Here is a 13604-nt window from a genome sequence, read left to right as displayed (position 1 = left end):
GCCTGAGCTCGGATAGAATGGGCCGTCATAATCCAACAATAATCTCGGGACACCAGAGTCGTCCCCATCCTGTAACGAAGGAGTTGTTATGCAGCATACCCATGCGCTGGTCGGCGATGTCGGCGGCACCAATGCGCGTCTGGCCCTGTGTGAGCTGGCCACCGGTACTATCTCTCAGGCAAAGACCTACTCAGGTCTGGCTCATCCCAGCCTTGAAGCCGTGGTACGCCTCTATCTGGAAGAACACAAGGTACAGGTGGCTGAAGCCTGCATCGCCATCGCCTGCCCCATCAACGGTGACTGGGTTGCCATGACCAACCACAGCTGGGAGTTCTCCATCAGCGAGATGCAGAGCAATCTCGGGCTGGCACGCCTGCAAGTGATCAACGACTTTACTGCGGTCTCGATGGCTGTGCCGGTATTGGCTGAATCGGATCGCATCCAGCTTGGCGGCGCCGCGCCGGTAGCGGGTAAGCCCATCGCCATCTATGGTGCAGGCACCGGCCTTGGGGTCGCCCATCTGGTCAAGGCGGGTGAGCAGTGGCTGAGCCTGCCGGGTGAAGGTGGTCATGTGGATTTTGCTGCCAACACCGAAGAGGAAGATGCAGTGCTGCAAGTAATGCGAGGCGAATTGGGCCATGTCTCGGCAGAGCGTTTCCTCTCCGGCCCGGGTCTGGTCAATCTCTATCGCGGGCTGGTGAAATCCGATGGCCGTGAGCCTGAGCCATTCGCCCCCAAAGACATTACCGAGCGCGCACTGGTCGGGGAATGCCTCGATTGCCGCCGCACCCTGAGCCTGTTTTGCGTGCTGATGGGCCGCTTTGCCGGCAATCTGGCCCTCAATATGGGCACCTTTGGCGGCGTCTATATCGCAGGTGGCATAGTGCCGCGCTTCCAGGAGTTCTTTACCGGTTCCGGTTTCCGGGTCGCCTTTGAAGACAAGGGGCGCTTCAAGTCCTACCTCAAGGAGATCCCCGTGTTCCTGATCACCCATGAAGGGCCGGGGCTGCTCGGTGCGGGCGCTTACTTGCGCCAGTCGATGGGGATCACTATCTGATGAAGAGGGGAACGAGGCGGGATCATCCATGGTTCAGCCTCGATTCAGTGTGAATGGCATAAAGTAGCCGCACGTAACCAAGAGTGTTGTGCTTCACAAGGAGTGGAAAGCGACTCTCATCCGCTGGATACGTTTGTCACCTGACAAGCCTGAACTGTTTCAACCGGCCTTTTGGCCGGTTTTTTTTATGTCTGATATCCGGGATTACTGAGCCAGCGCCTTCAACTGCACCTTGTCTGGCGGATTGTTCCAGTCGATGGGACCGTGGGTAAAACGGTACTGCAACCGTGGCAGGCTGGTCTCCAGCCACTCTTCCCGAAAATAGGCATAACCCTGATCCCAATCCGGATCATTGGCCCAACCGCTCTGCAGGAAGTAGAGGCGAGTGCCCTGCCCTTCCGGCACAAAGCGCAGGCAAACCTGGGTCTTTTGCTGGCGGATATGGGGCAGGCTGGGCGGGAAATTCCAGCTGAAACTGAGCAAGTCATAGGGCATGACGGCCATGACCCGGCACCCTTCGCTGCCACGTTCACCCAGCGGGGCATCAGGCCTGAAGTAGATCTCGAAAGGACCATTCGGTTCGGCCACCATCAAACATTCGGGAGCCAGAAAACTGCGCAGACCGCTTTCGGTAGTCCAGGCGTGCCAGACATCGTCTATGTGCGCCGGAACAAAAATGTTGCCTTCAATCAGTTTATTGTCCATAAATCAGCGATCCTCAAGCCATCCATACAAGGGACTCCGGCAGTATAGCCCCATGGCAAATACAATGGACAGAGCTTAATCACACCCTTGTCATTTGCATCAGATTAAGCTGCCGCCACGCGGTTGCCTCAGCGAACAGTGACTTGACCCGGGAGGTCATCATGATCCGGCTCATGGAAGAGAAAGACATTCCCCAACTGGCCCGGCTGTTTTTAAAGAGCCGCCGCCACACCTTTCACTGGGTCGATCCCGCCCGCTTCCAGCTCGAAGATTTCGAGGAGCAGACCAAAGGTGAACAGGTGTGGGTGGCCGAGCAGGGGGGCAATATTTGCGGCTTTATCGCCATCTGGCAGCCCGATCACTTCGTCCATCACCTCTATGTGTCAAGCGACTGGCATGGTCAGGGGATCGGGCGCGCCCTGCTGGAGCGGGGCCTCGCTGATTCGCCGCACGGCTCGCTCAAGGTTGCGACCCGCAACACGGCGGCAGTAGCCTTCTACCATCGGCTGGGCTGGCAAAACAGTGATGAGACAGGCCACTGCGAAGTCACCGGCCCCTGGTGCAAGTTGCTTAGAAGCTAGCGGGACGCCCGGCACCTGCGCTTTGCGGCTGAACAGGCACCAGCGGTGCTGGGGGGAAGAACCAGCGGTAGAGATCGAACCAGCCATCTCGCTGGGCAATCACAACCTCATGCACCGGATCGCGCTGGAAGATCGCCACCTTGTTTTCGGTCAGCGGCACCCAGGCATAGTTGACCAGCGCATATTGCGACTGGATCAGGTTGTACTCATTGAGATAGGAGTCATCGTTACCCGATTCGTGCAGTTGGGTACGACTGTCGATGAGGTAAACAAGCTGGTTGAAGAAGGTCAGTTGAAAACCGGTCACTCGCCACTTCTCCCTGGTCGCCTCCTCCTCTTCGATCACGGTGATTTTGCCCCAGCGGCACACACCGTGATAGTTGACTCCATTGGCCGACATTTTCAGGTCGTAATGGCAGCCCAGACTGTTGATAAACATCCCGACCACAAACAGCAGCACGACAAGCAGTGGCAACAGCAGCAAGGTATTTTTCAGCGTTCGTTTCATCAGAGATCCCTTACAGCGTTTTTTCGAGCTCTTTATAGGAAAGCACGCGAACCTGGTGGCCGGAGACCAGCACCAGCGATGCCGGCTTGACTGGTGGCACATCGCTCCGTGCCTCCATCTGGCAAACAACGCCGGTCGGCGAGTCGGTGCAGTGCACATGGAGCCACTCGAAATGGAGATAGCTGGCGACAAACGCCACCAGCACAACCAGTAGCAGATTGACGTATATCAGGACCCTTGCCAGCATTGGCCGCCCGATACCGCTGAGAAAGGCAAGTTTGGCGCGCTCACCAAAAGAACGGGGAGCAGCAGGCTCTTTGATGACCTCGTGGTCGGAGCTTGGTGATGTCGACGGTGGCTGCGCAGCCGCTGCAGGCGTGGGTTCGCTCATCGGCTCGGGCAAGGGCTCACTCTCTGTTGGCAGTGCCTTGCCGTAATAGCTCTTCATCTTGCAGTTCAGATGCAGAGAGTACCCTTTTTTCGGGGTACTTCTGATATCCAGCGTCTGGGGGGATGAGGCGAAGTGGCGACGAATATTGGCGATGGCCACGTTCAGTGAGTTGGGGCTGATGGGGCGACCCAACCAGCCGATATCAAGCAACAGATCCTTGTCGCACACCTCGTCATGGTGATCGAGCAGATAGCTGAAAATGAGGCTCTCTGCCGATGACAAGCGCACCACCCGGGCGCTTTGCAAGTTGTCCTTGTCGGCACAGAAGATCAGCTCTCGCCTTTTGACATCAAAGACATAATCACCGAAGTGATAGGCTGATATGTTATTGCCTGGCGCAACCCCCGTCATACCAACCACCTGTTATTTGCATTCATCATGAAGAAGATGGGATTCCACACCTGATAAAGCCAGATGGCGGCTCAGGACTCGCTGTAATTAAACGAAATTCTAAAGGGTCGGGATCAGCGGCACAATAGATGCAGGCAGGCACGAGCGGGGAAAATGAAAATATGCGTCCAGCGCTGTCGGACTGCGTATCGGGCAGAGCATGATGCTGCGAGTTTCGCCTATCGCGGCAACGCCAATCTCAGCTGAACAGTGACATGGGCATGACGAAAAGCTCTGCTGGACAAGGCCCCTTGCCCCTCACAACATCTCGCCGCACTTCACAATAAAGGGAACCTTACCTGCCCCGCAGGATGATCCAACGGGGCGAAGTGAACTGACTAGACCCGAAACTGCTTGAGCAGGGTGTCGAGCTGGGCCGACAGCTGCCGCAGATCACTGCTGGCCTCGGCAACCTGTGCCACTCTGGCTGCACTCTCGCTGTTGAGCGTCGCAATCCGGTTGACGCTGTGGCTGACCGCCTCCGCCACCGAGTGTTGTTCTTCCGATGCCTGGGCGATATACATGTTCATCTCGCGGATCAGGCTGACCTGATTTTTAATCTTCTCCACCGATGTCTGCACATCTGCCGCCTCGATTCCGGCGCGGGATGCCTTCTCCTGACTCTGTTGCATGCCGGCCCCGACATTCTGGGTCGCTTGCTGCAACCGCTTGATACTGGCGCTGATCTCCTCCGTCGACTGGCGAGTACGGCCCGACAAGGTGCGCACCTCATCCGCCACCACCGCAAAACCGCGCCCCTGATCACCCGCCCGCGCCGCCTCGATGGCCGCGTTGAGGGCAAGCAAATTGGTCTGCTCGGCAATGCCGTTGATCACCTCAATGATGGTGCCAATGCTGCTGCTTTCGGTCGAAAGGGTGCGCATCAGGGTGGCGACTCGCTCCACCTCCCCCACCAGTTGATGGATGGCCTCATTGGCATGGCCCGCCAGATTGTAACCCTGCTCCACATAGAGGTTGGCCTCATCGGTGGCGCCAGAGGTTTTCACCGCGTTACCAGCCACTTCCTGCACAGCCTGACTCATTTCGGTGATGGCGGTGGCGACTTGATCCAGCTCGGATTGCTGGGCGTCACTGCCTACCCGGGTATCTGCCGAGAGGGAGTCACAGAGTTCGGCGGTTTGCAACACACCGGCAGAGAGCTCGTTGATCTCCGCCACCATCTCCTGCAACTTGGCAATAAAGTGGTTGATGTTGGTGGCCAGCGCGCCCATCTCATCCTGGCGGCTGATCTTCAGACGCCGGGTCAGATCCCCCTCTCCTTTGGCCAGATCGAACACCGCCTGATTCATCTGGTGAAGCGGCCTGAGCACATTGCGATGAATCAGCACCATCAGCAGCGCGATGATGCAGAGATCGAGCACCAGGATCTGCCAGACGGTGGTGATCAACTGCTGGCGCAGTTGGGCCTGAATGGCGGCATCACTGGTTTGCACCAGCAATCGGGCCACGGTGTTTTTCTGGCCGCTGTCGTCATAGACCAGATCATACCCCCCGTAGGCAGACACATCGGCAGGCATGGCTGTCACGGGGGCAATGCTCCCCGCCGTGTCACGGGCAAACCCGGCCACCAGCTTGTCCTTGTTGACCACCAGCAAAGCACTCAGGATATCGGCCGCCAGCTCGGACTTGAGCGATGCCTCGATGAAGGCCGATTCATAATTCCACAGCGGGCCGGGCAGAGAGAGCTGCAGCCGGCCGATGGCCTGTTCGACCAGCGCACTCTGTTTGCTGTAGCTCTCCGCCTTGACGGCGTGGTAGTTGTAACCGCCAAACAACACCAGTAGCAGACTCACCGACAGGGAGGTCAACACGGCAATCCTGAACGTCAGACTTTTCCAATCCATGGTTTCCTCCCGGTTTTACGGCAGCCGGCGCAGTGCCATTGAGCGGCACTTGCTATTGGTACTGTTACTGGTACTTGGCATTGATCTTGTCGATGGTGCCATCCGCCTTCATGGCAGCGAGGATCTCGTTAAGCTTGGTGATGAGCTCATCGGGCGTGTCCTTGTTAAACGCCAAGCTCATCTGGGTTTCCTTGAACACGAAGACCGGCTTGGGTGAAGCTACTTTCTCCTTGCTGGCCAGATAAGGTGCCAGATACTGGCCGGTTGCCCAAAGATCGATGCGGCCCGCCTCCAGTTTTTTCACGTTGGCGGTATCGTTGGCAGCAAGCTGCAACTTGGCAAATCCCTGGGCCTTGAGATATTCGGCGGCTGCATCGCCGTTATAGCCACCCACCGAATACTGCTTGGCATCTTCCAGCGACTTGACCGTGATATTGGTGGTCGAGCTGGAGAAAAACACCCAGTTGTTATTGACCAGCGGCCCTACCCACTTGAACAGTGCTTCCCGCTCCGGAGTGCGGGTCGTGGAGTAGAGGGCGGTATTGGGAGTACCGAGGGTATCTTCGTACGCCCGTTTCCAGGGCATCAGGGTCAGCTTGTATTCGACCCCTGCACGCTTGAACAGCTCTTCGACCACCTCGGTCGACAGCCCGACAATCTTGCCCCCCTCTCCCTGCATGTTGAATGGCGGGTAATCCTCGGTCATCACGTTCAGTGGCGCAGCCTGAACAGCGTTTATCGCCATCATGGAAGAGACTGAAAAAATTGCACTTTTCCACAGCAGTTGATAGTTCATTGCAACCTCGCTTTGCTTGCCATTCATCCCTGAACATCCGCCGTTACCGATGGCGGTGCACGTCTGACCCGCTGGGGTCATGCCGGCTTTCACGGCTCGCCGCCCACTCATGTGCAGCAGCAAACAGATCCGGATTTTGCCTGTGCGCAACGAAACGCAACCGGCGAGGCAGGCTCACAACAAATCGAGGTGGAAAAATGCCAGGGCAGCATAAGGGGAGTGCGGAGTGGGGCGGATAAGCCTCTGCCATACAACAGCGCCGTGGCAAAGAAAAAGCGCATCGTTTTATGACAGGGGTCTGGGAGAGAAATGATAGAAAACGCCAACATCCATTTTCCCATACTGCTCGAGGAGACCTCAGAGCCAAACCTGTCCTTTAGCTAAGGTCACGAAAAGAGATACGTCAAATGAGAATGCTAACCCCCTCATCTGCTTCCAAATTAGATTCCAGATGAGCTCCGCCGAGCCACAAAGTGGCGCGAGATACCCGAAAAACAGAAGGCCACCGCGAGGTGGCCTTCTCCAAATCAACAATGAACGTCTGGTGAAACTCAGTCCTTGGCCGCCTCCATCACACCTTCTTCGGAGTGCGCAGGCAGGATCAGGTTGAGCAGGATGGCGGCAACAGAGGCCAGGCCAACGCCGGCCAGCGCGAAGTCGCCAATCTTCATCTCCAGCGCACCGACACCGACGGTCAGCGTCACGGCGACGATGGCGATATTGCGTGACAGCCCCAGATCCACCTTGGATTCCACCAGCGTCTTGAGACCGATGGCAGCGATGGATCCGAACAGCAGCAGCATGATACCGCCCATCACCGGCATCGGGATGGAGGTGAGCAGTGCATTGAACTTGCCGAAGAAGGCCAGAATGATGGCAAACACGGCTGCCCAGGTCATGGTGACCGGATTGAAGTTGCGAGTGATCATCACGGCACCGGTCACTTCGGCGTAGGTGGTCACGGGAGGGCCACCGATGAAACCGGCGAAGCAGACGCCGATGCCGTCACCGGCCAGCGTACGGTGCAAACCCGGCTCCTTGGTGTAATCCTTACCAGTCACGCCACCAATCGCCAACACGCCACCGATATGCTCGATACAGGGGGCGATGGCTACCGGCAACATGAACAACGCAGCAGCCCAGTTGATCTCCGGGGTTTCGAAGTGGGGCAGCGCCAGCCAGGGGGCGTTCACCATGCCATCGAAACTCACCTGGCCCATGAAGACCGCCGAGACATAACCGGCAATCACGCCGCACAGGATGGGGATCAGCTTGATCCACCCCTTGCAAAACACAGCTGCAATCAGGGTGACAGCCAGCGAGATACCGGCCAGTGTCAGCGCAGTTCCCGCAGGAACCACCTGCTCACTACCGGCGCGGCCCATCGCCATGTTGCAGGCAACCTGCGCCACAGAAAGACCGATCACCATGATCACCGGGCCAATCACCACGGGCGGCAGCAATTTGTGCACAAAGCCCATCCCTTTTGCCCGGATCAGCGCAGCCAGAATGAAATACATGAAACCGGCGGCAAACAGGCCAAACATGGTGGATGGCAATCCCCAGGTCTGGGTGGCGTAGATGATGGGAGCGATGAAGGCAAAGCTGGAACCGAGGAAAATTGGGACCTGGCGGCGGGTGCAGAGCTGGAACAACAGGGTGCCCACACCGGCGCCAAGCAGGGCCATGGAGGGGTTCAATCCGGTGAGCAGAGGCACCAGAACCATGGCACCGAAGGCGACAAACAGGATTTGCAGCCCGGCGACACTTTGCTTGACTAAGGAAAACATGGATGTCCTTAATTTTTTGATAACTGATGGGGATATTTATCACTTTTCAGTTATCACAAGACTTTTTCAAGGCGCAAAATGAACACAAATGCGTCACTTGTTACCTTTTACTGCTTGGGAAGGGCATGAAACTGGCTTTTTAGGCGGGATTCGTTGCTACAAGCATCGAGTATGCGATTTTACGCATTATTGTGACGAACGCCAATCGTTTTTCTGACCGGTTTATTGAAACGCCATTCAACAGGGTGATGTTTTGTACGCTAAATGAAGAAAACGGCGGGTACTTGACCCATATGCTAACACGCTCACTATCTGGCTACCCACTCTAGCAACCAAAACCAGAACACTGCGATAAAAAAGGGGGGATAGCCATGCCATCCCCCTCTGCGGTCAATGTGTTAGTTAAACCCGTGCGTAACCTATACCCGACGATAGGGCAGGTAAACCGGCTCCCACATGTGGTTGAGGATATGCTGCTGCAGATCCTGACCGATCAGCGGGTGGGAGGGATCCCGGCGCACTATATCCTTGAGCACGGCGGTCGCCACATGCACCGAGATGCTGCGAAGCTCGCGAATGCGGGGATAAACGGCCCCTTTCGCCAGATCCACCTCACTCACGCACTCGGCCAGCGCAAAGGCGGCGGTAGTGAATACATCGGGCGTAATCTCGCGGAGCTGGCTGACGATGGCCGCCAGACCTACACCGGGGAAGATAAAGACGTTATTGCCCTGCCCGACCCGAAACTCCTGCCCCTCGTAGCTCACATCCTTGAACGGGCTGCCTGTCGCGACAATGGCTTTGCCCTTGCTCCAGCGGTAGATATCCTCCGGCAGCGCTTCACAGTTGGCGGTCGGGTTGGAGAGCGGGAACACCATGGGGCGCTCGCAATGCTGCAGCATCAGCTGGATATGCTCTTCCTGGAAGGCACCGCCCGAGCCGCTGGTACCCAACAACACGGTAATGGGCACATGACGCAGCACATCGGCCAGATTGGCCTTGCCGGGCACCTCGGTATCCCAACCCGCCAGCAGCAGCCCCGGCTTGGCGTAGCGACGCTTGTACTCGTCGAGCCCGTCCCGGTTGTCGCACACCAGCCCCTGGGTATCCAGAATGTAGATGCGATCGCGGGCCGCCTGCGGATCCATCCCCTCGCGGATCATTCCCGCGCAGATCTGATCCGCGACGCCAACCCCGCCGGCGCCAGCGCCATAGACCAGATAGTTCTGCTGGCCCAGGGTCTCCCCCTTGACCTTGACCGCGCCTATGATACCGGCCAGCACCACGGCACCGGTGCCCTGAATGTCATCGTTGAATGACGGCAGTGCCTGCTGGTAGCGGGCCAGATTGTTGAAGGCGTTGGATTTGCTGAAGTCTTCCCACTGCAGCACGGCATTGGGGAAGTGGCGCTTGACCCCCTGCACAAACTTGTCGATGAACTCTTCATACTCCTTGCCGCGAATGCGCTTGTGGGGGCGGCCCAGATACATGGGGTCATCGAGCAGTTTCTGGTTGTCGGTGCCCACATCCAGCGCGATGGGCATGCAGCAGGCGGGGTGAATACCGGCACCCAGGGTATAAAGCGCCAGCTTGCCGATGGGGATGCCCATGCCGCCAACACCCTGGTCGCCGATCCCCAGAATGCCCTGGCTGTCGGTGACGACTATGATGCGGATCGATTTGGCATCGAAGTGACGGGCCTGACTGCCCATGTCATCCACGTTGTCCGGAGTGATGTAGAGGCCGCGCGGCTTCTGGAAGCGGTGGCTGAACTCCTGGCACGCCTTGCCCACAGTCGGGGTATAGATGTAGGGAGTCATCTCCTCCACATGGCGTGACAACAGGGCATAGAAGAGAGTCTCGTTGCGATCCTGCAGGGCACGCAGGTTCTGGTACTTCTCGATATCGCTGCAAGCGCTTTTGAACCCCTCATACACTCGCTCGAGCTGGGCTTCAAAAGTTTGCACCTGAGGCGGCAGCAAACCATCGAGATCAAAATCGGTCCGCTCCTGTTCGGTAAAGGCCGTGCCCTTGTTGAGGTATCGATTGTTAAGCAGATCAGTGCCGGTCAGTGCAACGGGGCGAAAATCTTGTCCCTGTGCATCTTTCCACAGCAGATATTGTCCGGTAGCCATAGTCATTCTCTTTGATTTACGTGAAATTGCCGTTCGGCAGGAGAGCAAGACTCATAATGAAATCAATCATATGACGTTTACTCGATCGGTTTTGTGAGCTTGGGCATACCCTGCGGCCAAAATAGGCGCCCGGCGACCCCGGCGAGACAAATATCCACGGCAAGGAATGAGACTCATGTTAGCATTGCGGGCAACCCAGCCCCTTTCACCGCATCACAGCCGGGAGTGATCTGATGCCCTCGCCTCTGCCAGCCTGCGTCCCCTTCTTTCAGCCATGCGCCTGATCCCGCTGCTTGCTCTGTGGTTGTTTCTGACCTGCCAGTCGGCTCTCGCCGCACCGGGCCGGGTACTCAACATCATCGTGGGTGAATGGCCCCCTTTCGTCTCCGAGCAGTCAAAACAGCACGGGCCAGTGGCCCACCTCATCAGCGATCTTTTCAAGGAGGCGGGCTATGAGGTGAAGTTCCACTTCGCCCCCTGGGGTCGGGTCTATTCGCTGGCGGCTAACAGCCAACTCTACGATGCCACCGCCGTCTGGATGCACAAACCGGAGCGGGAGCTGGATTTTCTGTTCAGCGAAGCGGTGCTGCAGGAGCAGTTTGTCTTCTTCTCCCTCAAATCACGGCAGCTGCAAGCCGAGCGCCTTGAGCAGATCATCGGCATGCGGTTGGGGGGCGATATCGCCTATAGCTACGGGCCCGAGCTGGACAAGATGGTGGCCGATGGCAAGGTAACCCAACAGAAAGTCACCGACGTGAAGCAGAATTTCGGCAAGCTGCTGCGCGGGCGGATCGACCTCTATCCACAAGAGCTGCGAGTCGGTCTGGCCCAGTTGCAGAGCCAGCTCGACCCCGCCAGCGCGGCACTCATCACCCACAGTCAGACCCCTTTTCTGCGCAACGACAGCTTCGTGATGTTCCCGCGCAAAATGCCGGATTCAGCCAAACTGCGGGATCAGTTCAATCAGCAGTTGCAGCAGGCCATCGCCAGCGGACGTTATAAGCGCTACTTCGAACAGCTTTCCCGGGGGGAATATTGACCTTGGCGAGGCAAAAACAGAGAGGATAAAACAACGGTGGCGGCCCTTTGTGGCCGCCACCTCTGTGATGCTTGTCAGCGGCTGGCATTAGCCGCTGATGCCCACCTCCAGCTTGAACGGCGTCTTGGCCTTGCTGCTCTCGGCCGCCCCCATCTGGTAGACCCGAATGGTATAAGTGCCCTTGGCGGGCAGGGTCGCCTCAAAGTTGTTCCCTTCCGTAGAGCCGATAAACATCGCCTCCCCCTTGCTGCCTGGCGGCAAAATATTGAAGTAGGGCTTGCCGGTCAGGATCACTACCATGCTCTGGCCCTTGTTGGCCGTCAGCTTGTAATCGAGGGTCTGGCGACCCTGAATGGTGCCGTTGATGGTTGCCCCTGACTCCCCCTTCTTGAACTGCACCTGCTGGGTCTTGATCCCGTCAGCCGCCTGCGCCACGCCCGCAATACCACCGAAGAGCGCAGATGCACATACCGCTGCCAGCCATGCTTTTCTCATCATTTGTCATCCCTTGTGTGAATGGAACCCCTGTTACTGTTGCTCAAGGTGGCCCAAAAAACCATCGCCGTTCGCGGCATCGCTCAATCAATTTGCCATCACGATAGACCCGCCATCAAAAGGGGCGCCGTAGCGCCCCTTCTCTTTACTCTTTGTCGACCATCAGCTTGATTTGCCCGCCTTGGGCTCATCGAGAGTGTGCTTCACCTCTTCATACCAGAGGTCGTGGTGCTCCTTGGCCCAGGTCTCGTCCACCTCGCCGGTCACCATCCCCTCCAGCGCCCCTTCCAGCTGGAACAGGCCCATGTAGATATGGAAGATAAAACCGCAGATAAGGATCAAGGCGCCTACGATATGGATAAAGCTGGCCCACTCCATCTGACGGCGCAGCTGGCCGAAGATGGGGAAGTCGAGGAACAGCCCGGTCGCCACCACAATGCCGCCAAACCAGATCAGCAGCCAGAAGATCGCCTTCTCGCCACCGTTGGAGAAGCCCGCCGAGGGGTGACTTCCCTTGTGCTTGCCGAGCATGCCACCAAACTTCATGAACCACTGCACATCCACCATGTTGACGATGTTGTGGCGGAACCACTTGATGAGCACCCCCATCAGGCAGAGGAAGAAGAGCGGCCCCACGTAGTTGTGGAACACCTTGGCGAACCAGATCCAGTTCTCCCACACCCCGAGGCTCACCACCGGCTTGATGAAGTACTTGCCGTAGATGATGGCCAGGCCCGACCCGGAGAGGGTCAGGAACATGGCCGCCGTGGTCCAGTGCAGTGCCCGATCCAGCCTGCTCCAGCGCTTGAGCTTGCGCCCGGTGCGCGGTTTGGAGAGCTTGGTCTGCCCCACCACCAGGTACATCAGGCCACACATGGCGAGCGATCCGAAGATGGCGATGGCGCCGAGCGGCGACACCCACTTGGTCTTCACCTCGAACCAGAGCTGGCCCGGCACCGAGATCAGCACCCCGTGCTCCGGCGAGCGGGAGGTGGTCACCCCCTCCTGCCCATCCTTCACCGCCCGCCAGTAATCGGCGCCGGCAAAGCCGACCGCCTCTTTCTGCGCATCAGCGAAGCCGGGCGCGCTGAACAGCAGCAAGGCCGTCAGCAGCGCTGTCAGCCAGTGTCTCATTGGCCATCCTCCTGCTTGCCAAGCTTGAGCCCCTTGCCTCTGCCATCGTGAGGTTTGCTGGCGTCACGATAGAGCGCCTGTTCATCAGCCCCCCAAGCTGCATGAGGGGCGCCGCGATAGGCAACCCGCTCGCGGAAGATATCGGAGATCACCTGCGCATCCCCTGCCAGCAGCGCCTTGGTGGAGCAGAGCTCGGCACACATGGGCAGCTTGCCCTCGGCAATGCGGTTGGCGCCGTACTTCTGGCGCTCCGCTTCGCTGTGATCCTCTTCCGGGCCACCGGCGCAGAAGGTGCACTTGTCCATCTTGCCCCGATCGCCAAAGGCAGCGGTCTTCGGGAACTGGGGCGCCCCGAACGGGCAGGCAAACAGGCAGTAGCCGCAACCGATGCAGAGATCCTTGTTGTGCAGCACTATGCCGTCGTCAGTGTGATAGAAGCAGTCGGCCGGGCAGACCGCCATGCAGGGGGCGTCGGTGCAGTGCATGCAGGCGACCGAGATGGAGGTCTCACCCGGCAGGCCGTCGTTGAGAGTCACCACCCGGCGGCGCTGGATGCCCCACTCCAGGGCATCGTCGTTCTCGTTCTTGCACGCCGTCACACAGCCGTTGCACTCGATGCAGCGCTTGGTGTCACACATGAATTTCATTCTGGCCATGG

The 13604-nt window shown here is 58.1% G+C and carries 12 protein-coding genes and 1 pseudogene; 3 read left to right on the top strand and 10 right to left on the bottom strand.

Annotated elements, in window-relative coordinates; genetic code table 11:
- Nucleotides 1-85 precede the first annotated feature (85 nt).
- Nucleotides 86-1057 (top strand): annotated as a pseudogene (gene glk / locus WBR25_RS05695) (glucokinase); the annotation flags it as partial.
- A 204-nt stretch (nucleotides 1058-1261) separates the two neighbouring features.
- On the opposite strand, the gene WBR25_RS05690 reads toward glk, so the two are convergent.
- Complete coding sequence (locus tag WBR25_RS05690; protein ID WP_042054471.1) at nucleotides 1262-1762, bottom strand: SRPBCC family protein; 501 nt, start codon at nucleotides 1760-1762, stop codon at nucleotides 1262-1264.
- Nucleotides 1763-1923: 161 nt separating this feature from the next.
- Here WBR25_RS05690 and WBR25_RS05685 point away from each other — a divergent pair, with 161 nt between their 5' ends.
- The gene (locus WBR25_RS05685; RefSeq protein ID WP_479749544.1) at nucleotides 1924-2343 is read left to right on the top strand and encodes an N-acetyltransferase family protein; all 420 of its coding nucleotides are present in this window, start codon (nucleotides 1924-1926) and stop codon (nucleotides 2341-2343) included.
- Here WBR25_RS05685 and WBR25_RS05680 read toward each other — a convergent pair.
- The 6 genes from WBR25_RS05680 to WBR25_RS05655 all read right to left on the bottom strand — a co-directional run bounded on the left by WBR25_RS05680 (nucleotide 2333) and on the right by WBR25_RS05655 (nucleotide 10278).
- Complete coding sequence (locus tag WBR25_RS05680; RefSeq protein WP_005353702.1) at nucleotides 2333-2851, bottom strand: hypothetical protein; 519 nt, start codon at nucleotides 2849-2851, stop codon at nucleotides 2333-2335. The genes WBR25_RS05685 and WBR25_RS05680 overlap by 11 nt on opposite strands.
- A 10-nt stretch (nucleotides 2852-2861) precedes the next feature.
- Complete coding sequence (locus WBR25_RS05675) at nucleotides 2862-3653, bottom strand: winged helix-turn-helix domain-containing protein (RefSeq protein WP_335812856.1); 792 nt, start codon at nucleotides 3651-3653, stop codon at nucleotides 2862-2864.
- Between the two features lie 377 nt (nucleotides 3654-4030).
- On the bottom strand, nucleotides 4031-5557 hold the full coding sequence (locus WBR25_RS05670; protein ID WP_005353720.1) for a methyl-accepting chemotaxis protein: 1527 nt from the start codon (nucleotides 5555-5557) through the stop codon (nucleotides 4031-4033).
- Nucleotides 5558-5621: 64 nt separating this feature from the next.
- Complete coding sequence (locus WBR25_RS05665) at nucleotides 5622-6353, bottom strand: substrate-binding periplasmic protein (RefSeq protein WP_479749543.1); 732 nt, start codon at nucleotides 6351-6353, stop codon at nucleotides 5622-5624.
- A gap of 551 nt (nucleotides 6354-6904) precedes the next feature.
- Nucleotides 6905-8143: a uracil-xanthine permease family protein gene (locus WBR25_RS05660; protein ID WP_479749542.1), complete on the bottom strand. Its 1239-nt coding sequence runs from the start codon at nucleotides 8141-8143 to the stop codon at nucleotides 6905-6907.
- A 419-nt stretch (nucleotides 8144-8562) separates the two neighbouring features.
- Nucleotides 8563-10278: an NAD-dependent malic enzyme gene (locus tag WBR25_RS05655; protein WP_252655364.1), complete on the bottom strand. Its 1716-nt coding sequence runs from the start codon at nucleotides 10276-10278 to the stop codon at nucleotides 8563-8565.
- Nucleotides 10279-10552: 274 nt separating this feature from the next.
- Between WBR25_RS05655 and WBR25_RS05650 the strand changes: the two genes are divergently transcribed.
- Nucleotides 10553-11317, top strand: a complete 765-nt coding sequence (locus WBR25_RS05650; RefSeq protein WP_479749541.1) for a substrate-binding periplasmic protein — start codon at nucleotides 10553-10555, stop codon at nucleotides 11315-11317.
- 87 nt (nucleotides 11318-11404) lie between these two features.
- Here the strand turns inward: WBR25_RS05650 and WBR25_RS05645 are convergent, their stop codons facing one another.
- The 3 genes from WBR25_RS05645 to fdh3B form a co-directional block, all read right to left on the bottom strand.
- Nucleotides 11405-11815: a DNA breaking-rejoining protein gene (locus WBR25_RS05645; protein WP_223849326.1), complete on the bottom strand. Its 411-nt coding sequence runs from the start codon at nucleotides 11813-11815 to the stop codon at nucleotides 11405-11407.
- A gap of 159 nt (nucleotides 11816-11974) precedes the next feature.
- Nucleotides 11975-12946, bottom strand: a complete 972-nt coding sequence (locus WBR25_RS05640) for a formate dehydrogenase subunit gamma (protein ID WP_005353740.1) — start codon at nucleotides 12944-12946, stop codon at nucleotides 11975-11977.
- Nucleotides 12943-13602: a formate dehydrogenase FDH3 subunit beta gene (gene fdh3B, locus WBR25_RS05635; RefSeq protein ID WP_005353752.1), complete on the bottom strand. Its 660-nt coding sequence runs from the start codon at nucleotides 13600-13602 to the stop codon at nucleotides 12943-12945. Before fdh3B ends, WBR25_RS05640 begins: the two co-directional genes overlap by 4 nt.
- Nucleotides 13603-13604 lie beyond the last annotated feature (2 nt).

This window comes from Aeromonas sp. MTB (assembly GCF_056632455.1).
This window is presented reverse-complemented; position numbering and strand designations above follow the sequence as displayed.